This window comes from Pectobacterium colocasium (assembly GCF_020181655.1).
Lineage (GTDB): Bacteria > Pseudomonadota > Gammaproteobacteria > Enterobacterales > Enterobacteriaceae > Pectobacterium > Pectobacterium colocasium.
Window position 1 is genome coordinate 3,298,916 of sequence record NZ_CP084032.1, and the last position, 22,072, is coordinate 3,320,987.

Here is a 22,072-nt window from a genome sequence, read left to right on the forward strand (position 1 = left end):
GTCGCAAGCGACGTTCAAAAGCGTTCCTGACGCTTTTTTCCCTGGCGCAAACGCTTTACTCTTCTATTCCGTTACTCCCGCCCTCACTTCGCAAATAGGCTTATCAACTATCCGAATCACGGTAAGCGCTAAAATGATCTTTGCAATCAACCAGCTGTGATCGCGTTAGCATAAACACGCCGTCACCGCCGTTATCAAATTCCAGCCAGGTGAACGGGATTTCTGGGTATTGATCGATCAAATGCACCATGCTGTTGCCCACTTCGCAAATCAGCACGCCGTTGTCGCTAAGATAGTCTGGCGCACAGGCCAGAATGCGCCGTACCAGATCCAGACCGTCATTGCCCGCTGCCAGCCCCAGTTCCGGCTCGAAGCGGAATTCCTGCGGCAGATCGGACATATCTTCTTCATCCACATACGGTGGATTGGTCACGATCAGATCATAGCGAATCGCCGGTAAATCGCGGAACAGGTCAGACCGGATTGGCGTGACGCGGTATTCCAGGCCGTGCTGCTGAATATTCTGCTCGGTTACCGCCAGCGCATCGCCGGAGATATCCACAGCGTCAACTTCCGCTTCGGGGAATGCCTGCGCGCAGGCAATAGCAATACACCCGCTGCCCGTACACAGATCCAGAATGTGGTTTGGCGCTGTTGGCAACTGCTCATCGAAATAGTTATTGATCAATTCACCGATAGGAGAACGCGGCACCAGCACGCGTTCGTCAACGTAGAATTCCAGGCCACAGAACCAGGCCTTGTTGGTCAAATAAGCGACCGGAATACGCTCATTGACGCGGCGAATCACGCGTTCCACAATGCGCTGCCGCTCACTGGTGATCAAACGGGACGTGTACATATCTTCAGGAATATCGAGCGGCAAATACAGGCTAGGTAATACCAGTTGTATGGCTTCATCCCAGGGATTATCCGTCCCGTGACCGTAATAGACGTTGGCTGCGTTAAACCGGCTGACAGCCCAGCGCAACATATCCTGAATGGTATGAAGTTCACTGACGGCCTCATCGACGAAAATTTTGTCCAAGGGTGTCCTCCGCAGACAGTTCTGAACGGGAAATTGGCGCTTAGTTTGCCATGAAGCCCGCGACAAATCAGCAGATATAACCGACTGAATGCGCCTCGATACAGACTTTTATTTAGCGACGGCGGGGAGACGAGGTAAACTGCTCGAATGTTGACGCAAGATGAATGAAATATGAGTAATAAATATTCGCTGAATGACGACGAATTACAGCTTTTTCGCACGTCAATCACTGGCACAAAAAAGTTGCGTCAGGACACCTATACCCACAAACCGCAGCGCAGGAAAATAGGCGAATTACCGGCAAAACGGGCATTGCAGGAGCAGGTTGATGCCAGTTTCTATTTTTCGGATGAATTTCAGCCCCAGTTGGATGCAGAAGGCCCGACGCGCTACGTCCGCCCCGGCGACAGCCACTATGAATTGAAGAAACTCCGCCGGGGAGACTATTCACCGGAGCTGTTTTTGGATCTGCACGGCCTGACGCAGCTTCAGGCGAAACAGGAGTTGGGTGCTCTGCTGGCGGCCTGCCGTCGGGAGCACGTTTACTGCGCCTGCGTGATGCACGGACACGGCAAACATATACTGAAGCAACAAACGCCGCTCTGGCTGGCGCAGCACCCTGACGTGCTGGCTTTTCATCAGGCACCGAAAGAATTTGGCGGGAACGCCGCGCTGCTGGTATTGGTGGCGCTGGAAGCGCCTTCGCTTGAATAGCCCAGCCCTTCGCCAACAAACGACAAGGCGTGTTAACCCGTTACACGCCTCATCCCCTATGAATTCAGGTATTCGGGGTGAATCGTGTTAGGGTTTTGCGGTCAGCTGTGCCGGGCTGACTTGCCAGTGCAGAACGCCGTTGCCAGATTCCGCTTCCACTGTCACACAGGCGATAGCGGACGTGGCGAACATCGGTGCTGTTTCATTGCGGCATAATTCGGCGACCAGATAACCCACCAGCGGCAGATGCGAAACAACCAACACCGCCGCAACACCTTCTCTTGCCAGCGTTTGCAGATAGTAACCAACTAGTTGGGCATCCCCGCCGGGTGTGAGCTCATTTAAGCAATCCGCTTCTTCTGGCAGCGGCAGCACGTTCTTCACTACGTCGAGCGTTTGCTGGGCGCGTAAATAAGGGCTTACTAAAACGCGCTCAATATCGATATTCTGCTCGTTCAACCAACACGCCATCTGACGAGACTCATCACGACCACCGTCGCTCAATGGCCGAACGGCATCACTCGCTGCATCAAGTACCGCATCACCATGACGCATTATCAACACTTGCATATTACACCGCTATGTTAATGAAATATATGGTATATCCTCATAACCAGATGGGATGAGGATTGGCTTTCCTGCAATTTGAGCATGCCGGAAACATAAGCCATATCAGGTTTGCTGTAGGTTACCTGAGTTTTTCACTATGTAAACTCGCCTGAGGTCAGGTTTTGGTAGAAAAATTCATCCTTACCCGCATCCTCCCACAGCCCACCGACCGGAGTCAGTCGGAAATATGACCGAATAGTGTTGTGAAATTAATCATTTTCAACGACGCATTTTTAGCCGATCTGTGACCAAAGCGTCAATAATTGTCCTGAAGCGACAGCGCCAGAAGGTACGTCACACGTCTGCATTATCACTGTAATTATATGATAAATAAAATATTTAAAGACATACAACACAGTCTCTCACATCCGAAGTAGATAACCATACTATCAGGATGGGAATTCAGATTTATTACGATAAAATAAAAAATTAGGATATACATCCAATTAGAAAGCAAAAATCCAGCATAAAAAACTTTAAAAGCAAAAAATATCGATTACTTAAACTTTTTTGACGCATATCAATTTTGCGATATTGTTAAACAACCACTCTACTTCTATCTTTATCTTAAATAGCGTTTTTTTTACTATTCTTTTTATATAAACAAGGTCATTACACAGAATATAACGTCATATAATAAAAATAGATTGCTCTTCTATTTATGGACGAATGTGCAATTCAGGATAAAGCCCGAAGAACCTCTCTGTTATTTTATATGCCCGCCATTATTCACACCATGGAAGAAAAAAATTAGCAGTACATTTCTTTATAGATTTATTTTCACCATACGGAAAGCACTGAAAATAGTAGCGATACATATTTCAGCAGTGCGATTTTTTATGTCTGTAGGTTAGGTGATCGGGAAAGAGAACATCTCTTTTGCATTTTCCCGAAAAACCGAAACTATGTCATATAAATACACGTACTGATTAAAACGACTCGTTATGGTTTTTTTCGTAATAGTCACTCATGACGAGCAGTTTTCACGGAAACCACGGTACTTTCGTGAAGGTAATTTCGTGAAGACACTTTCGATGAAAATAAGTGAGAGACATATAAAGGAATCGTTATGAATTCTAAACGTATCACATTATCTATTCTGGCGACGTTATTCACCACATTTGGCCTATCCCCCACCGCCAGCAGCGTGACGATTAATGGTCAGATTCCTGTATCACTTACCATTACCGCCGCCTGCACGGTCGACAACGGAGTAGGCGCAGGAACCACATGGGGAACAATAGACTTCGGCTCCCACTCCGATCTGACTACCGCGATAGATAGCCAGATAACCAGCATCGGGGGCAACGGAATTACGGTCAGTTGCTCTGTAGGTACCCCTGCGTCATTAAAGATAGGTGCTGGTGCAAACGCCACCGCATCACTACGTAGACTGGCTCCGGGCTCGGGAACCTATAATGTCCCCTACCGTTTATATAGCGACTCAACCCGCACCACTGAAATACCGCTGAGTAGCACCACCGGCATTACCATTGTGGCAACGGGCAACCCGCAGTTGGTTCCGATTTATGCACGTATTCAGCCGTCAGACCAAACCGTTCTGGCACCCACTGCCGGGTCTTATACCGACACCGTCACTGCAACTATCGAATGGTAATCTTTTACAGGCTGGCATGCCCACATGCCGGCCTTTTTAGGGTCATTGATCCACAAGAAATTGATCCGCAAGAAAAGGAGCCGTTATGTCACCACGCCTTATACACGTTATTGCATTTACTGCCTGCACTCTGGCGTTCACCCTTACGTTGGGTGTGCTGCGCATCGCCATTCAGGCTCGGTAACCGTTGGTATTGCGATGCATTTTCCATCGGCATGGGTTTTGTCACTTCTGCTGTCCGGTGCCATCATTCCCACGGCGGCGATAGCGCTCACCGTGAGCAGCACATTCGATGTCACAGCGACGATACAAAGAGGCTGTGTTTTTGGCACCAGCACGGCAAATAGCCAGCCCAACATGGGCACGCTTGACTTCGGAACGCGCAGCGCCACGGCAACCAACGTGGATATCGCCAGTACCAGCGGCGGCGGCTCGATTGTTGCCACCTGCACACCCGGCACGAGCGCCATCATTGAACTGGGTTACGGTGCCAATGGCGGCAGCAGTGCGCAGCGTTATCTGAAAAATGCAGCGGGAACGCGCCTGTTGGCCTATCAGCTTTACCGCGATGCTGCGCGCACGCAGGTGTGGGGAACGGGAAGTCTGGCGCTCAGTATTGTCTCCTTTCCCGCCACAACCCAGACCTACACCGTTTATGCCCGCTATTTTGGCGGCACGCCTTTGCCTCCCGCAGGGGTTTATACCGATAACGTGACCGTCAGCCTGACTTATTAAAAACAAAACAGGGTGAACACAGGATGAAGAGGAAAATGACGTTTTTTATTCGGGCAATGGCCTTTTTATTAAGCGGTTTCAGCACATTTTGCTTTGCCGCCAGTTCTATTCTCGTGTGGCCGATTTATCAGGTCATTGAAGCTGATGAGAACAGCTCAGCACTGTGGCTGGAAAACAAAGGCAATGCGCCCGTCGGTTTGCAAATCCGCATCATGTCCTGGAAGCAAATAGACTTTCAGGATCGCTATGCTGAACAAAGTAACGTGATTGCTACACCGCCGTTCATGACGCTGGAACCGGGTAAGCGCAATATGGTACGCCTGATTCGCGTCAACTCGGCTCCCGCCAATACCGAACAGGCTTACCGCATCATCGTTGATGAGATTTCCGCCCCCTATCAACAAAATGCCCCGCAGATGGGGCTGCAATTCCAGATGCGCTATCTGCTGCCTCTGTTTCTCGATGGTGAAGGCATATGGACGCATAGTCGCCCAGAGAAACGACGCGCCAACGCCAAACCGACACTCCCCGTACTTAGTTGGCGAGTCAGTGCAGTTGGAGGAAAAAGCTATCTGTATGTCCGTAACCGTGGCGTGGTGCACGCCCGCCTGAGTAACGTCTATTGGTCATCTGACCAAAGCGGAAAAGGAAGCCGGATAAAGATAACCGATGGCTTTTTAGGCTATGTGCTACCAGGGCAAGAGATGCGCTGGCCGTTGCCTGCGGGCGTATCCACACCAGGCGCGGCGATGCAGCTCTTCACCAACTTGATCGATATCACCGATCCCATACTGATTAAACGCGAATGATGGCTCGGTTGATGACAAAGGTGTGTCGAGTGACTGTACGGCCATGGTGAGGTCTGGCATGAAGCGTAAAACAAGTGCCTTCCTTCTGCTCATGTACGCGCCATCTGCGCTGTTTTATTCTGCGACGATTCTCGCGGAAGACTATGCCGATCTTCCTGCGCCCCCCAGCGCCATGCCTTCACTCAGCGAATCCGTTTATTATTTGACGATTTCCGTTAACGGACAGAGCGATAATCAGGTCGTGCCTGTCACATATCGTGACGGGAATTATTATGTCGATGCGGCAACACTGCGTCAGAATCACATTCGTCTGTCGGAGCAAAGCGTGGGGCAGATTAATATCAGCGCCCTGCCCGATGTCACTGTCGATTACGATCAGACCATACAGCAGCTAAAGCTCACCGTGCCGATGCACTGGCTGCCCGAGCAATCCGTCGAAGGCGGGGGACAGGATATGGCTCGTTTCCCCGCCCGCAGTAGCCCCGGCCTGCTCTTCAACTATAACCTTTATTACACCTCGCCCCGCGGCAGTTCGGATTCTCTCAGTAGTTGGATGGAACAGCGCTTTTTCAGCCCCTACGGAACCTTATCCAATACGGGAATCTACTATTTCACCTCGGGCAACAGCACTTCGCAGCAAGAGGGCTATCAGCGCTTCGATACCTATTGGCGCTATAACGATAACGAACGCATGATCACCTATCAGGTTGGCGACCTGATTAGCAACTCCCTGACGTGGAGTAACTCGGTACGTATGGGCGGCCTGCGTGTCGCCCGCAATTTTGGCCTTCGCCCGGATATCGTGACCTATCCGATGCTGCAATACACCGGTACCGCCGCTGTGCCCAGCACACTTGACCTGTTTATCAACGGTTATAAAGCCAACAGTACTAGCCTGAACGCAGGCCCATTCACCCTCACCAATACGCCTTACTTGAACGGCGCAGGGGAAGCGACCGTCATCACCACGGACGCACAGGGGCGACAGATTTCCACCACCATCCCCTTTTACGTCTCCAACGCGTTGCTGAGAGAGGGGTTGAGCGATTTCGATCTGTCCGTTGGCGTTCTGCGTCAGGACTATGGCATACAGAATAATTCCTACACTGACGATCCTGCCGTCAGCGGCATCTATCGCTACGGATTGACCAATAAACTGACGGTATCGACACATGGCGAAGCGGTAAAAGATCTCTATCTGCTCGGCGCGGGGGTAGATTTTACCGTCGGCCGCTGGGGAACGCTGAGTTCTTCCTACAGCCAGAGCGAAAAGGAAGCCACCGGGCACCAATACACCACGGGTTATTCTTACTACAGTTCCGCCTTTGGCCTGAGCGTTCAACACGCTAAACGCAGTGAGAAGTACCGCGATTTAACTGCCGTGCTCACAGAAGGTCGCCTCAGTCGGGAAAGCTATCAGGCGACACTCAACAGCCAGCTGTTTGGTGAAGGCAATGGCTCATTCGGCGTGGGTTACTTCGACATCCGCGCGTACGATTCAACCCGTACCCGTCTGCTGAATTTCTCTTTCAGCCGTCAGGTCTGGCAGGACAGCTCCATTTACCTCGCCTTTAATAAAGCGCTGGGAGAAAACGGCTACAGCGCCCAGCTCCAGTTCGTGATGCCTTTTGGTAGAAACGGCAGCATCAATGCCGGGGTTCAGCGCGACAGCAATGGCGATTATTCACCGCGCGTAGGGGTGAACCGTACCGCGCCGACAGAAGGCGGATTTGGCTGGAACGCCGCGTATGGCGCAGGAAAAAACCCTTATCACCAAGGCTCGCTGAACTGGCGTGGCCCTTATGCCACAATGGCTGGCGGAACCTATGGCAACGAAGGCGATACCACGCAGTGGGGGGAACTCAGCGGTTCGCTGATCTACATGAACGGGGGGCTTTTCCCCAGCAACCGCATCAACGACGCCTTTATTGTGGTCGATACCGAAGGATACCCCGATGTCCCGGTAAAATATGAAAACCAACTGGTGGGGAAAACGAATAAACGCGGCCACTTACTCGTACCGTGGGTGGTATCCAACTACCCCGCGAAACTGGAAATCGATACGTTACAGCTGCCAGCCAACGTCTCCACACCGCAGGTGGAATCACGCGTGTCGGTCAAAGAAGGCAGCGGCACCATCGTGAAATTCCCCGTTCATGCCGTGCGAGCGGCCAACATTAAGCTGCGCAATACGGATGGCAATCCGCTCACCATCGGCACCTGGATAACCAACGAAATCAGCGGTGATACCACCATCAGCGGCTACGATGGTCTGGCCTACTTCGCCAATCTGGGAACCGCTAATCGCTTACGTTTTAAACAAGAAGACGGACGACTTTGCCGGGTGGAATTCTCACTGCCGGAATCACAGACCATGATGGCGACCATCGGCCCACTCACCTGCCAGACGACTGACTCAAAAGGATAAAAAGATGCTGACTCCGATACCGAAAATCCAGCACTTCTCCCCCGCTAACCGGCGAGCGGCCCGTTGGCTACGTCTGGCTTTCCTGCTGATGGCGCTGTATTACGCGCCTGTTAGCTACGCCGCCTGCACGACGCCACCAAGTTCCACTACACTGGGGCCTTATGCTTCTTCCGTTGTCGGTGTTAATGGAACACCCCAGATTGTGACATCGGGGAGTGGATTTCGCTGTACGGGGAGCCTGTTGAGTTTAGCCAGTACCAATACCATTCAAATCACAATACTGGATGACAGTAACCCCAGCGGTACCGCCATGCGGATGCGCAGAGGCACGAGCACAGACTACGTTCCCTATAGCCTATGTATCGATTCTGGCTGCGGTACGCTTTATGATATCGGTTCAACCTATACCTGGTCTCGAACAACATTTCTGGGAATTTTAGGCCTGTTCAATTCAGCGGATGGCTCCATACCGATCTATATCCGCACCAGTATCGGCAACAACGTGGCGGCCGGGACCTATACCGATACGGTGACGATTAAATGGGATTATGAACTTTGTTCGCTGGGGGCACTCGGTCTTTGTGTTTACGAAAGAGGCTCAACCACTTCAACCCTCAATATCACCATGAATATCACCAATGATTGCCAGATCACCAGTGCGCCGAATGTCAGTTTTGGTATTGCGGCGTTTCCCGCCGATTTCGCGGCGGTCAGCAACAGCCTCGGGGTGCGCTGTACGCTGCTGGGTGCCTACACCGTCAAGCTGGTCAGTACCCATCCCGACGATGCCAACTGGCGCAGGATGACGGCCACCGTCGGCGGCACGCCTTACTATTTGCAATACCAGCTCTATCGCACCGGTAATATCGCCTGGACTGAAACAAACGATTATAGCGGTACGGGTACGGGGATTACGCAGAGTATCCCGTACACCGCCCGCATTAACGCCAGTCAGGCCAGCCAGCCGGAGGGAGCCTATAAAGATACCGTCACGATTAACGTCACGATTAACTAGCGCTATCGTCCTCATCGATTGGCGGATAAAACGTCCGCCGACTTTCCCGCATCGCGAGCAAACGCTCACAGGGCGCGAACCGATCGCCATATTGCTGTTGCAGCACCAGCAGCGTTTTCACTACCGTTTCCACTCCCAGACGATCCATGTAGTGGAATGGCCCGCCGAGGAAAGGAGGGAAACCAATGCCAAATACCGCCCCGATATCTCCATCGCGCGCACATTGGATCACGCCTTCATCCAGACAACGCGCGGCCTCATTTAACATCATCATTACACCACGCTGGCTGATGAGCGCGGGGTCGATATGGGCTTTCGGCGTCACATCCAGCAGCGGGTAAATCGAGCTATCCACCTCTCTCCCCGCGTGCCAGAAACGGCGCGTTTTATTGTATCGATAGAACCCTTTCCCATTCTTTCGCCCTTTACGTCCGTCTTTCAGAATTGCATCAAACGCGGGTGGGGAGGTGAAACGTTTACCCAGTTCTTCGCTTAACACCGGCACAATTTTAGTCGCAACATCGATGCCCACCTCATCAAGCACCGCAAGCGGGCCGACGGGGAAACCAAAACGCACCAACGCATAGTCAATCGATTCAATCGGCTCCCCTTCCAGCAAGCAGTAAGCCGCTTCGTTGATATAAGGCGCCAGTATACGGTTCACATAAAAACCAGCGCTGTCACCCACGACGATCGCCGTTTTCCCCTGCTTTCTCGCCAGAGCAACCGTTGTTGCCACCGTCTCTGCGCTGGTGTGCGCGTGAGGAATCACCTCAACCAGCGGCATTTTGTCCACCGGACTAAAATAGTGCAGGCCAATAACCTGCTGCGGACGACGCGCGCCCTCCGCAATCTGGTGGATAGGCAGCGATGAAGTGTTTGACGCGAATATCGTATGCGGCGCGGCATGATCTTCAATCTCCGCCACCATTTGCCGCTTCAGCGCCAGATCTTCAAAGACAGCCTCAATGACGATATCCGCATGTTCAAACCCACGATAGTCCGTACTGCCGGAAATCAACGTCATCAACCGCTGACGCTCCGTCGGCTTCATCCGTTTACGCTGGACGCGCTTGGTCAGCAGTTGCCAGTTGTACTTCAGCGCATGGTTGATGCCCTGCTCATTAATATCTTTAATGCGCACTGGCAACTGCCCGCGCGTCGCCGTCACGCTGGCGATCCCTCCCCCCATCAATCCACCGCCAAGAATGCCGACGTGGTGAATCGGCTTGGCATCAGAAGCCGCACCAGCGGTTTTCTTTAAGGCGTTGGAAGCAAAGAACAGATGGCGCAGGGCGACAGATTCCGGCGTCATTACCAGCTTGCCAAACGCTCGCGCCTCCTGACGGTATCCTTCTTCACGGCCTTTTTCGATTCCCCGGCGCACCACCTGAATAATCTTTTCGGTAGCCGGATAGTTGCCGTGTGTTTTCGCACGGGTTTTGCGCTTCACCATCTTGAAAAGCAGATGGCGAATGCCTGGACTGCTCAACAGGCGTGAACGCCAGCCCAGCGGCACGGCTTTGCGTTTTCCTTTTTTGAGGATCTCTACCGCGGTCTCCAGCAGGATATCGTGCGGGACAGCTTCATCAACTAGCCCCTGTCGTAACGCCTGACTCGCGCGGAGATGACGGCCGGTTAGAATGAGATCCAGCGCGCTATCCAGACCAATTAAGCGTGGCAACCGCTGCGTACCGCCTGAACCGGGAATAAGCCCAAGCTGCACTTCCGGTAGCCCCAATACCGTCTTTTCATCCAGCGAGCAAACGCGATAATCGCAGGCTAATGCCAGTTCCAGACCACCGCCCAGACAGGCACCGTGAATCGCAGCCACCACGGGGAACGGCAGTGCAGCAATCTGATCGAACGTTTCCTGCCCTTGCTTCGCCAAATTTTCTGCCTGTTCAGCACTGCTGCACTGATCCAACATGGTGATATCCGCACCAGCGATAAACGAGTCAGGTTTGGTGGAAATCAGAATCAGCCCCCTGAGCGTCGCATGCTGTCGCGCCTGCTCAAAGACGGAGAGAATCTGCTGCGCAAATTCGCTTTTTAGCGTGTTCACCTTCTCGCCGGGCACATCAATGCCGATCACGCCAATGTTGTCTGGCCGAATAGTGAGAGAAAAGGCCGAGGAGCTTTCCGTTACGGTAGGGAAAGGCTGTTGATCGTTCATGGCGTCACCTCCAGTACCATTGCCACGCCCAGCCCACCCGCCGCGCAGGCCGTGGTTAATCCCAGCCCGCCGCCGCGACGGCGCAATTCATTCAGCGTTTGGGTAATCATCCTCGCGCCGGTAGCGGCAAAGGGATGACCATAGGCAATAGAGCCGCCCAGCACGTTGAATTTTGCGCGGTCTACTTCACCCAGCGCGGCATGTCTGCCCAACTGGGTGCGTGCGAACTCATCGCTGGCAAACAGTTTGAGGTTGGCCAGAGTCTGGGCGGCAAAAGCCTCATGCATATCAATGAGCGTCAAATCAGCCAGTGCCACGCCAGCCCTTGCCAACGCAAGCGGAGAAGCATAAGCCGGCCCCAGCAACATATCACGCTGTACGCCAATGGCGCTGAATGCATAGCTGCGCAGGTAGCCTAGCGGCGTGAGTCCCAGACTTTTAGCCTTGGATTCACTCATCATTAAAACGGCCGCCGCGCCATCCGTCAGCGGCGTACTGTTAGCCGCCGTGACCGAACCATGTCGGCGATCGAACGCCGGGCGTAAACGGGAATACTGCTCCAGTGCGGAATCATGGCGCACATTGTTATCTTCGCTTAGCGCTTTCTCATACGGTGGGACGTAAGCCGTCATCACTTCATCGCGCAGCACCCCGGACTCCCAAGCCTGTGCCGCCAGTTTGTGCGAACGGTGCGCCAGTTCATCCTGCTCTTCACGCGTGATGCCGTAGGTTTTTGCCATCTGTTCCGCGGTATCACCCATGCGCAACCCGGTGGAATACTCCGCCACGGCAGGCGCAACCGGCAGCAGGTCTTTCGGGCGCAGACCGCTTAACAGTTTCAACTTCTGGCCCAGCGTTCTGGCTTTGTTCATATCCACCAGCGTTCTGGCCAGCGCTTTGCTGACACCAATAGGCAGCACGGAAGAGGAATCCGCGCCGCCGGCAATACCGACTTCCACCGTACCCGCCATAATACTTTCTGCCACGTTGGCGACCGCCTGAAAACTGGTGGCACAGGCGCGCGACACGCTGTAGGCATCGGTATGTACGCTCATCCCCGTACCGAGCACGATCTCTCTGGCGATATTCGGCGCCTCGGGCATTTGGACCACCTGCCCGAACACCAATAGTTCGATCAATGCAGGATCGATACCCGTGCGAACCAGTAATTCACTGGTGACGAGCTTCCCTAATTCGAGGGCGGGTACGCCATGATAGGCCGTTGCCTGCCGGGCAAATGGGGTGCGTAATCCGCTCACGAACGCAATGCGATCGCCACGGCGGGTTATCAGAGGTAATACCTCACTCATAAACGCTCCTGTTAACCGAAAATACTCCCGTTAACCAAAAATACTTCCGTTAGCCAAAAATAAATTGCGAGCACAACAGGTCAGACCTGATTTCATTGTTAACCAGATGGTTACATTACGCAAAGGCGCGCAACACAAAAGTGTGAAGAGCGTGGGGTAGCCGCGAACAAAAGTGAAGAAATAGCCACAACAGAAGGGATAGAAGCGAGGTAAGACGTCAGAGGAAACCGTGACGGGCAGAAGCCACAGAAGGCTCCTGCCGGGACAAAAATTAACGCAGGCCGAGCTGGAAAATCATCGTTTCAGCCTGACAGCTGAACGTAAAATCGATGTCCAGCTTAACGCCACCGTCTACGTCTTCCAATGTGCTGACGATGTCGCAAGGTTCGGACTCTACCGCACGCGCTTTTGCCGTCAGAGCGGTCAGCGCCGCTTCCGCATCAGAACGATCGCCGAAAACTTTGCTGTAAGACGCCGTGCAATCGGTGTTATCCATAATTGTGCCGACATCGACACAGCAGCAGGCTGCGGTTTCCTCAGCACTGCATTTGTTGATTACGTTCGTCATAATACTTTCCTCTTAGGACTTAAGACGCGGGAGATTTGATCCAGTTCAAATATTTTCTATCTTCCTTATATTTTACTCCCTCATCCCAAAGCAGTACCAGCACTTCATGCCAGCCAGGAATTTTAGTGATATCAATCACATTAAGGTGTTATGCGGTAGTAAAAACCGAGTAATATCTCTTCACACAAATTAACCAAAACGTTAAGCAGATCTAAATTTTGCATCATTTTGGAAATATTCTTAATACACGAATGCAACATTATCGTATTCCCAACTTATACTTTGGCAACTGGTCTGATTTGTCAGGCTGAGTGCGCCCCCTACAATGCGCGTCCCTTGTTACCCCGTGTAACAACGTTAAATAACAAGCATATAAAGAGGTTTTGGTCATGAGCCAGAAAAACCTGTTCAAACAATCCACAATTGCTGTTGCGGTGGCACTGTTCTCAGCAAATGTGTCAGCAGCTGGTTTCCAGCTAAATGAATACTCCTCATCGGGTCTGGGCCGTGCATTTTCTGGTGAAGGTGCCGTAGCCGACAATGCGGCCTCCGGCAGTCGTAACCCAGCGACCATGACCATGTTTGACCGCCCGTCATTCTCCGGTGGCGTCACCTATATCAACCCGGATATTGATGTTCAGGGGAAAAACTCTCTGACAGGGCAAAATACCAGTGCCAAAAATATCGCTCCGCACGCCTGGGTACCGAACCTGCATTTTATCATGCCGCTTAATGAACAGTGGGCAATCGGCGCTTCTGCCACCACTAACTATGGCTTAGCAACAGAGTTCAACGATACCTATGCCGCAGGTTCCATTGGCGGGCAAACCGACCTGATAACGTCAAACCTGAATCTGAGCGCCGCCTACCGTCTTAACCAGCATTTCAGCTTCGGTCTGGGTGTCAATGCTGTCTATGCTGATGCCAAGATTGTTCGCCGGGCAGGTGAATTGGCAAATGTGCCTACCGCAGCTGGTGGGTTACAAGGGGTCGTCGCTGGTCCTTCTTCAGAAATAGCTCGTCTGGAAGGTAAAGAATGGGGATACGGCTGGAACGCCGGTATTCTGTATGAAGTGGACGAAAATAACCGCTTCGGTCTGACCTATCGTTCTAAAGTCGATATCGACTTTAACGGCGATTACAGCAACAACCTCCCAACAGCAGTAACAGCATTGAACGGTACGGGTGGTGCTAAGATTCCTGGCAAGCTAACGCTCAATCTACCAGAGATGTGGGAGGCCTCAGCCTACCATCGCGTAGCACCGAAGTGGGCAGTGCACTACAGCCTGGCCTATACCAGTTGGAGCCAATTCCAGGAACTGAAAGCGACGGGTAGCAACGGCCAGACTCTGTTCCATAAAGATGAAAGCTTCCGTGATGCTTACCGTATCGCACTCGGTACCACCTACTATCACGACGATAACTGGACGTTCCGCGGCGGTATCGCGTTTGATGACAGCCCGGTCCCAGCCGACAAACGTTCTATTTCCATCCCGGATCAGGATCGTTTCTGGCTGAGTGCAGGTACCACCTATGCCTTTAATAAAGACGCGTCTGTGGATGTTGGCGTATCCTACATGCACGGTAAGCAAGTTGATATCAGCGAACCTATCTCTGATAGAGCAGGTTCGCCAAGCTACACGTTCAGCTCCAAAGGTAAAGCCTGGCTGTACGGCGTGAACTTCAACTATGCGTTCTAAAAACGATGCGTTCTAAAAACGATGCGTGCTAAATAAGAACAGACGTTCTCATTCTCTTCACGAAGAACGTGATAAAGCAGGTAAGGCAACTTACCTGCTTTTTTATTGCGCCACGTTATCTTCGCCACCAGAAACAAAAGATCGGCATAACAGCAACCAGCATCTACTCGCTAGAGTCCTTTCCTGAAAAACGTATTTTTGTTTCCGTCATTGCTGTGCTAAACATAACCACGTTGCATTTTTACAATTTCGCAACAAACAGATAAAGACCTGATTCATTACTGCAAGGAGCACACATGAAACGACACTTTTCCCTAGCCTGCCTGACCGCATTGCTGATCATCATCTCACCCTCGACGTTCGCACGTGATTATTTGAAAACGGATGAAACCCAGAAATTTGGTATTTCACCGGGCGTAGTAACCGAAGGCGGTAAGACAGTTTGGATATCAGGTCAAGACGGTTTATACAACGAGCAAGGCAAATCGATGGCCGGGGATTTTGAAGGCCAGGCGAGAGTCATCTTTCGTAGCATCGATGCCATTGCCAAGAGGGCTGGGGGAAGCATTAAGGACGTCGTTAATATTACGGTATACCTGACCGATCCGAGATTATTAGAGCCGTTACGCCCTATTCGTCGTGAGTTCTGGCCAGACGGCAATTTTCCTGCCAGCACAACCATCACGGTACATAGCCTCCCGTCCGTTGGGATGATGCTGGAAGTCTCCGCTGTCGCGGTCATTGGCGACAACTAAAACAGCATAGCGCTCAGCCAGCATGGTCAGAACGTTAAAATGCTGTCGTCCGCCGAACACATGCATGCAGAGCATGCGATATACTACTGTGCCATCATATAGATAAGGCCGCTTTCGCGGCCTTATTTCGTTCTTTGCGGCTAATACCGATTACTCAGGTTTAACCTCAATATAGTCCAGGCCCAGCGTGCTGCTGGTGTAGCTGCGGATTTTATTGGTCATGTCAATATTACCGTTCAGCTTCTGGCCATAAGATGGAATGATCTCTTTCAGTTTGCCCTGCCATTCTGGCGTCGCCACTTTATCTTTAAAGACTTTTTCCAGCAGGCTCAGCATAATCGGCGCGGCGGTAGACGCGCCCGGAGAAGCGCCCAGCAGTGCCGCAATCGAACCATCCTGAGAACTGACGATTTCCGTACCCAGCTTCAGTACGCCGCCTTTCTCATCATCTTTCTTGATAACCTGAACGCGCTGGCCGGCAATCACCAGTTTCCAGTCTTCTTTCTTCGCGTTAGGGAAGTATTCCTGCAACGAGGCAAAACGATCGTCGTCATCCATCATGACCTGACCAACCAGATATTTCACCAGATCGAAGTTATCCAGACCCACGTGCGTCATCGGCATCACGTTGGAGAAGGTCACAGAGCCGATCAGATCCCACAGCGAACCGTTTTTCAGGAACTTACTGGAGAAGGTAGCAAACGGTCCGAACAGCAGTACCGGCTTACCATCAAAAATACGCGTATCCAGATGAGGAACGGACATCGGTGGCGCACCGACAGAGGCTTTACCGTACACTTTTGCCATGTGGCGTTTTACGATTTCCGGATTTTCGGTTACCAGGAACTCCCCCCCTACCGGGAAGCCACCGTACAGATCGGCCTCAGGAATACCGGATTTCTGCAGCAGCGGCAGTGCCGCCCCACCCGCACCGATAAAGACAAACTTCGCCTTAATCACGCTCTCCTTCTCGCCGTTCTTCAGATCGGCGTAAGTCACGCTCCAGGTGTTGTCCGCGTTACGCTTGATATCACGCACTTCTGAATTCAGGTGCAGCGCAAAGTTGGACTTGGTTTTCATCGCGCCAACCAGCTGGCGGGTGATTTCACCGTAGTTCACGTCAGTACCGATAGGCATTCGGGTCGCCGCAATCTTCTGAGCCGGATCGCGACCTTCCATCACCAGCGGTGCCCATTCTTTGATCGTGTTGGGATCGTCAGAGAATTCCATGCCACGGTACAGCGTACTGTGCTGCATCGCATCATAGCGGTGTTTCAGGAAGGCGGTGTTCTCATCGCCCCAGACAAAAGCGATGTGCGGCACGCTATTGATGAAAGAGTGCGGGTTATTCATCACACCGTTTTTCACCTGATAGGACCAGAACTGGCGGGAGACTTCAAAGGCTTCGGTAATTTCCAGCGCTTTGCTGATATTGATTGGGCCGTCGGGATTATCCGGCGTGTAGTTGAGTTCCATGAAGGCCGAGTGACCCGTACCGGCATTATTCCAGCCGTTAGAGCTCTCTTCCGCCACGTTGTCCATACGCTCAACCATATCGATAGACCAATCTGGTTGCAGCTCCTGTAAATACACACCCAGCGTAGAGCTCATAATGCCCCCGCCGATCAGCACCACATCCGTTGTCTTCTCTGTCGTTTTAGCCTCTTCAGCCATCGCCAGTGGTGCGTTAACCACCACGTTCAGGCAGAAGAACATAGCAAGTAGTTTTTTCATGCTTATATCTCTATTTTTATAAGTGCAGGTAAATAGAATTCCAGGCATTCATTAACACACGACCGCACCACCATCAGTTAAAGGCATCATTTTTATGACCTTTTTGTTAATCACCTTGCTAACAAAAAAATCAGCGTGCTGACACATTTCAGCCATGATGGACATCAGTAGCGGTTAACGACGTTGCATTATTGTTATCTGACGGCAGGAAATAAATTTTAGTAAGTAAATAAATGGACAACAAAGTAATAACTTTTAAGAAACAAACCACAGAATCAGTAGGGTAAAAGTAAGTTTAGTAGTGTTTTATAAAAGCAACAGGCACCCGAAGGTGCCTGTGAAAAGCGCGATGCGATGCAAGACTATTGCGCTGAATCGATCTCGTCGAGCGAGTCTTCAATCGCTGCCGCATTTGGATTCTTCTGCGGGGTTATTTGCCCATCGCTGGCGAGGAAATCATGCCGTTGGAAGTAAGCCTCACGCATCATCAAATAAGGATCGGAAGAGTTGCGCAGCAAACCGTCGGAATCCAACAGTTGCGCACGCGTTTCGATCCCTTCGATAGCCCATTTGCCCGCAGACATCCAGAGCGTCAGATAGCTCAGCATCGGATACAGCGTATCCACTACGCCACCGCCGTCTTCACGGGGCGTCGCGCTACCGTAGCCGGGCACCACGACATAAGGCCCGTAACCCACGCCATAGTTACCCAATGTGCTACCAAAGCGGCGAGATTCTTCTTTCGCCAGTTTCGGATTCGCCATTGACGCGACGTCAATCAGACCGCCCATCCCGAGTAGGGTATTCAGGAAGAAACGGTTAAAGTGAATCATCGCTTTATACGGTTTGCCTTCAACGAAGTAGTTCACCATCGTTGCAGGCTCTTCCAGGTTGCTGAAGAAATTCCCCAGCCCATTACGCGCGGGCTTCGGTACATAATCGCGCCAGGCAACAGCCGCAGGACGCACCAGATAAGGATCCAGAACGTCATAGTTAAAGCTGAACATGGTACGGTTAAAGCCTTCAAGCGGATCGGAACGACCTTCTTGATCGCGATCCCCGGAACTGGCGCAGCCGATCAGTAACACGCTGGCAAACACCACCCCACTCAGGCGGTAATTCATATCTGTTCTCCCTGATTTATAGTGTGCTATACCCGCGACCGAAAATGGGTATTCCCAGTATCAGCCCCAGCCTATCAGGCTGAGCGACAAGGACGGGATATCGGCCAACAGTGTAACATTTTATGGCTCCATCGCTACGTTGGCTTACGTATTACTGCATTTTCAGAGGTTTGCCATTTTTCTTATGGGGCAGCTCACGGCATCGTTCGACACGCGCTCCAGCGTGGACGACAGCCCAGTATTTCATTACTCCACTCACAGCATAGCACTGCCAGCCTAAACCAGTGAGCTACGCCACATCATCCCACGTAACACGCGCAAAACGACGTGAAGCGAGGAAAAAGAACGCTCATAAATCCTCTGATTGCCGACACTTTGAGCAAACGCGCCGTTAAGTGCTTATTCTCAGAGCGAAAATGCGTATAATAGTCGGGCTTCACGTCTCCATAGTTAAATGGATATAACGAGCCCCTCCTAAGGGCTAGTTGCAGGTTCGATTCCTGCTGGGGACACCATAATCTCGCCTACGAACGTCCATTAAAGTCTATTTTTTCCATACTATTCATCGATTTGACACAACCACCCCGTCTACTAAAATCTACTCAGTTTTACCGACATCCACGCTATTTTGTTGGTATCAATGTTGGCATGGTAAGTTCGATAATGCAGATACCATCACTGTGGGAGATTTTCTATGGCACTCACTGAGGCAAAGGTCAGAAATGCAAAACCTGCGGAGAAGTCCGTCAAACTGACTGATGCAAATGGTATGCACCTTCTGGTTCAACCTAACGGCTCTAAATACTGGCGTTTGCAATACCGTTTTGCAGGTAAGCAAAAAATGTTGGCATTAGGTGTTTATCCTGCGGTTTCTTTAACGGAAGCCCGTCGCAGAAGAGATGAAGCCAGACAACAGATTGCCAATAACATCGATCCCGGTGAAAAGAGAAAAGCGGAAAAGGTTGAAGAGAAAGGTTTACTCACCTTTGAAACGGTTGCCAGAAGCTGGCATGCCAGCAATAAAACCTGGTCTGAGGGGCACCGGACTCTGATTCTCAATAGTCTGACAACGCACGTATTCCCAATTATCGGGCAAAAAAACATCGCAACCCTTAAAACCCGCGATTTGTTGATCCCTGCTAAAAATGCAGAAAAAACCGGACATCTGGAACTGGCTTCTCGCTTGCAACAACGCATCACAGCAATCATGCGTTATGCAGTTCATAATGATCTGATCGACGTTAATCCGGCTTATGATCTGGCAGGAGCCATCGCTACGGCTAAAAGTGTCCACCGCCCCGCTTTGCCTCTTGAACACATTACCGAACTGCTGACACATATCGAGGCATACTGATCTTACCCGCCAATAGTGGACACGCGACTAAGTGAGTAAACTCTCTACCAGAGGTAGCTCACATGACAAAAGCCGTATCAACCAGTAAAAAACCACGTAAGCAACATACGCCTGAATTTCGCAACGAAGCCCTGAAGCTTGCAGAGCGTATCGGTGTGGCTGCCGCTGCTCGTGAACTCAGTCTGTACGAATCCCAGCTTTATAACTGGCGTAGCAAGCAGCAGAGCCAGACAACGTCCTCTGAGCGAGAAAGTGCACAGGCAGCAGAGATTGCCCGCCTCAAGCGCCAACTGGCGGAGCGGGACGAGGAGCTGGCCATTCTCCAAAAGGCCGCGACATACTTCGCGAAGCGCCTGAAATGAAGTATGTCTTTATAGAAAAACATCAGGCTGAGTTTAGCGTCAAAGCCATGTGTCGGGTGGTCAGAGTCGCCCGCAGCGGTTGGTATGTCTGGCGGTCTCGCCGTCATCAGGTCAACTCGCGTCAGCGGTTCCGACTTGTCTGCGATGCTGCCGCGTCAGCAAGGCATTCAATCATGCCAGACAGTGGTACGGAGCCCCACGACTGGCTGATGAGCTACCGGACTATAACGTGAAAACGATTGCTGCCAGTCTGCGCCGTCAGGGGCTGCGGGCAAAAGCCGCGCGAAAGTTCAGTCCGGTCAGCTACCGGGAGCACGGCCTGCCCGTGTCTGAAAATCTGCTGAAGCAAGACTTTATCGCCAGCGGCCCGAATCAAAAATGGGCAGGCGATATCACGTACTTACGTACGAATGAAGGCTGGCTGTATCTGGCGGTGGTCATTGACCTGTGGTCGCGTGCCGTTGTCGGCTGGTCGATGTCATCGAGAATGACGGCGGCGCTGGCCTGTAATGCCCTGCACATGGCACTGTGGCGACGAAAACGGCCTCAGAACGTGATTGTTCACACAGACCGTGGCAGTCAGTATTGTTCAGCAGATTATCAGGCCATGCTGAAAAGCCATAAATCTGCGAGGCAGCATGAGCGCAAAGGGATGTTGTTACGATAATGCCTGTGCTGAAATTTTTTCCACTCACTGGAAGTGGAATGTATCCACGGAGAGTGCTTTGCCAGCCGGGAAATAATGCGAATGGCGGTGTTTAATTATATCGAGTGCGATTACAATCGCTGGCGTCGCCACAGTGCCTGTGGCGGTCTCAGCCCGGAACAGTTTGAAAACCAGAACCTCGCTTAGGGCTGTGTCCACATTACGTGGGTAGGATCACCCTCTATCTGCATTGGGGATATGCAACGGTACTCTACGCGGCGGTGGGTTTTGTGGTGATTGCTATCCTGTTCACACTACAACAGAAAACACCAACAAATGCCGAACAGCATTAGTACATTCCCATATCTTATTCAGCAATAATGTTATTTCGTAGAGGAATTTACCCTCTAAAAAATTCAAATGATAGAGGTAGGTTTCACACTACCTCTCTCATTATGATTATTTCGATGCCGTTATGCTGTCATTTGTAAACTCTGGATAACCGGCAGGCCGACCATTATTAAGGTTATTCATGAAATTGTTGTCTTTAAGGGGAATAGAAGCTGAACCGTAGTCAAACGCATTTAATCGGTTACGCAATTCTTGATTATTAATGCCATCTCCAGACATGGAGTACCAGCTGATAATATCCGGTGTAACAAATTTATTATACGGATTTTCCGCTTGCTCATTCGTTTTAGAGAAACGGAAGGCATGGGTTAACAAGCCATCTTTGTGATAAACAAATTTCAGATGACCATCCTGTTTATCGATACCCGATGCATCTTTGGTCGTTAATTTACCGTGTGCACTGTAGCTACCATGTGTCACGACGCCATTTTTAGTCCAAATGGCAACATGTTCCCAATCATGACGGTGGCCTGAGTTTACGCCACTTAATATCTGGTCTTTTAAAAAATAGAGCGCATAAAAGCTGCCACAATAGCGAGCACCGCCGGAATTAACACAGGCATATCGGTGCAATGTATTTGACGAATCGAGGAAGTTACTCCATCGGCATCCGCCCGTAATATTCCCTGTCGGTTTCAGTCCGCCGTTCTGAACACCATTACGGCTTACGCCAGCGCTGGGAAGACAACCATCCGTATCAAAATCAAATACCGGCGCAATCGCCCGCGCATCAATGCCTGATGGCAAAGCCTGATTCAATTTAGGAAACGTGTCCGCCTGTGAAGAGAAAGTCGCGAACAATATTGAGCATGCCAGAACTGTTTTCTTTCCCGAAAGCATATTAACTCCTTTAGCAAAGGATAGTCCTTTGAAAACCAATATCATCACTTGCCATAAAATTAGCCATGATGAAAGCGTAGGAAATAACACTTTTAACAAGAAAGAAAAGGAAATAAAAA

General features: G+C 51.2%; 16 protein-coding genes, 1 tRNA gene and 2 pseudogenes. 11 read left to right on the top strand and 8 right to left on the bottom strand.

From position 1 onward, the window contains the following. Positions 1 to 103 precede the first annotated feature (103 nt). The gene (gene prmB, locus LCF41_RS14980) at positions 104 to 1,045 is read right to left on the bottom strand and encodes a 50S ribosomal protein L3 N(5)-glutamine methyltransferase (RefSeq protein WP_225085284.1); all 942 of its coding nucleotides are present in this window, start codon (positions 1,043 to 1,045) and stop codon (positions 104 to 106) included. A 171-nt stretch (positions 1,046 to 1,216) separates the two neighbouring features. Here prmB and smrB point away from each other — a divergent pair, with 171 nt between their 5' ends. Then, on the top strand, positions 1,217 to 1,759 hold the full coding sequence (gene smrB / locus LCF41_RS14985; RefSeq protein WP_225085285.1) for an endonuclease SmrB: 543 nt from the start codon (positions 1,217 to 1,219) through the stop codon (positions 1,757 to 1,759). Between the two features lie 87 nt (positions 1,760 to 1,846). On the opposite strand, the gene sixA is transcribed toward smrB, so the two are convergent. Next, positions 1,847 to 2,329, bottom strand: a complete 483-nt coding sequence (gene sixA / locus LCF41_RS14990) for a phosphohistidine phosphatase SixA (RefSeq protein ID WP_225085286.1) — start codon at positions 2,327 to 2,329, stop codon at positions 1,847 to 1,849. Positions 2,330 to 3,437: 1,108 nt separating this feature from the next. Between sixA and LCF41_RS14995 the strand changes: the two genes are divergently transcribed. The 5 genes from LCF41_RS14995 to LCF41_RS15015 all read left to right on the top strand — a co-directional run bounded on the left by LCF41_RS14995 (position 3,438) and on the right by LCF41_RS15015 (position 8,973). Then, on the top strand, positions 3,438 to 3,986 hold the full coding sequence (locus tag LCF41_RS14995) for a Csu type fimbrial protein (RefSeq protein WP_225085287.1): 549 nt from the start codon (positions 3,438 to 3,440) through the stop codon (positions 3,984 to 3,986). Positions 3,987 to 4,184: 198 nt separating this feature from the next. Further along, complete coding sequence (locus LCF41_RS15000; protein ID WP_347880998.1) at positions 4,185 to 4,721, top strand: Csu type fimbrial protein; 537 nt, start codon at positions 4,185 to 4,187, stop codon at positions 4,719 to 4,721. A 35-nt stretch (positions 4,722 to 4,756) separates the two neighbouring features. Continuing rightward, positions 4,757 to 5,530 carry a fimbrial biogenesis chaperone gene (locus LCF41_RS15005; RefSeq protein WP_225085289.1) on the top strand — a complete coding sequence of 258 codons (774 nt, stop codon included), beginning with the start codon at positions 4,757 to 4,759 and terminating at the stop codon, positions 5,528 to 5,530. A gap of 58 nt (positions 5,531 to 5,588) precedes the next feature. Further along, the gene (locus LCF41_RS15010) at positions 5,589 to 7,958 is read left to right on the top strand and encodes a fimbria/pilus outer membrane usher protein (RefSeq protein ID WP_225085290.1); all 2,370 of its coding nucleotides are present in this window, start codon (positions 5,589 to 5,591) and stop codon (positions 7,956 to 7,958) included. 4 nt (positions 7,959 to 7,962) lie between these two features. Next, positions 7,963 to 8,973: a Csu type fimbrial protein gene (locus tag LCF41_RS15015; RefSeq protein WP_225085291.1), complete on the top strand. Its 1,011-nt coding sequence runs from the start codon at positions 7,963 to 7,965 to the stop codon at positions 8,971 to 8,973. On the opposite strand, the gene fadJ is transcribed toward LCF41_RS15015, so the two are convergent. From fadJ to LCF41_RS15030, 3 genes are all read right to left on the bottom strand, one after another. After that, positions 8,966 to 11,149, bottom strand: a complete 2,184-nt coding sequence (gene fadJ, locus LCF41_RS15020) for a fatty acid oxidation complex subunit alpha FadJ (RefSeq protein ID WP_225085292.1) — start codon at positions 11,147 to 11,149, stop codon at positions 8,966 to 8,968. The two genes, LCF41_RS15015 and fadJ, sit on opposite strands and share 8 nt — an antisense overlap. After that, on the bottom strand, positions 11,146 to 12,459 hold the full coding sequence (gene fadI / locus LCF41_RS15025) for an acetyl-CoA C-acyltransferase FadI (protein ID WP_225085293.1): 1,314 nt from the start codon (positions 12,457 to 12,459) through the stop codon (positions 11,146 to 11,148). The genes fadJ and fadI overlap by 4 nt, the downstream gene beginning before the upstream one ends. Positions 12,460 to 12,730: 271 nt before the next feature. Next, positions 12,731 to 13,027, bottom strand: coding sequence for a YfcZ/YiiS family protein (locus LCF41_RS15030; protein ID WP_225085294.1), 297 nt, complete (start codon positions 13,025 to 13,027; stop codon positions 12,731 to 12,733). A 389-nt stretch (positions 13,028 to 13,416) separates the two neighbouring features. Here LCF41_RS15030 and fadL point away from each other — a divergent pair, with 389 nt between their 5' ends. Together fadL and LCF41_RS15040 are read left to right on the top strand one after the other, a co-directional pair. Beyond that, positions 13,417 to 14,727, top strand: coding sequence for a long-chain fatty acid transporter FadL (gene fadL / locus LCF41_RS15035; RefSeq protein ID WP_225085295.1), 1,311 nt, complete (start codon positions 13,417 to 13,419; stop codon positions 14,725 to 14,727). Positions 14,728 to 15,023: 296 nt separating this feature from the next. Further along, positions 15,024 to 15,482 (top strand): RidA family protein, encoded by a 459-nt coding sequence (locus LCF41_RS15040; RefSeq protein WP_225085296.1) that lies wholly within the window; start codon positions 15,024 to 15,026, stop codon positions 15,480 to 15,482. A gap of 150 nt (positions 15,483 to 15,632) precedes the next feature. Here the strand turns inward: LCF41_RS15040 and mqo are convergent, their stop codons facing one another. Continuing rightward, positions 15,633 to 17,216: a malate dehydrogenase (quinone) gene (gene mqo / locus LCF41_RS15045; protein ID WP_225085297.1), complete on the bottom strand. Its 1,584-nt coding sequence runs from the start codon at positions 17,214 to 17,216 to the stop codon at positions 15,633 to 15,635. A gap of 362 nt (positions 17,217 to 17,578) precedes the next feature. Beyond that, positions 17,579 to 18,340 carry a phospholipid-binding lipoprotein MlaA gene (mlaA, locus tag LCF41_RS15050; RefSeq protein WP_225085298.1) on the bottom strand — a complete coding sequence of 254 codons (762 nt, stop codon included), beginning with the start codon at positions 18,338 to 18,340 and terminating at the stop codon, positions 17,579 to 17,581. Positions 18,341 to 18,780: 440 nt separating this feature from the next. On the opposite strand from mlaA, the gene LCF41_RS15055 reads away from it, so the two are divergent. The 3 genes and pseudogenes from LCF41_RS15055 to LCF41_RS15065 all read left to right on the top strand — a co-directional run bounded on the left by LCF41_RS15055 (position 18,781) and on the right by LCF41_RS15065 (position 20,909). Then, positions 18,781 to 18,855 (top strand) — tRNA-Arg (locus LCF41_RS15055). A gap of 179 nt (positions 18,856 to 19,034) precedes the next feature. Then, positions 19,035 to 19,691, top strand: a pseudogene (locus LCF41_RS15060) (tyrosine-type recombinase/integrase); the annotation flags it as partial. Positions 19,692 to 19,756: 65 nt separating this feature from the next. Further along, positions 19,757 to 20,909: pseudogene (locus tag LCF41_RS15065) on the top strand (IS3 family transposase). A gap of 252 nt (positions 20,910 to 21,161) precedes the next feature. Here LCF41_RS15065 and LCF41_RS15070 read toward each other — a convergent pair. Further along, positions 21,162 to 21,953 carry an NPP1 family protein gene (locus tag LCF41_RS15070; RefSeq protein ID WP_225088192.1) on the bottom strand — a complete coding sequence of 264 codons (792 nt, stop codon included), beginning with the start codon at positions 21,951 to 21,953 and terminating at the stop codon, positions 21,162 to 21,164. Between the last annotated feature and the right edge of the window lie 119 nt (positions 21,954 to 22,072).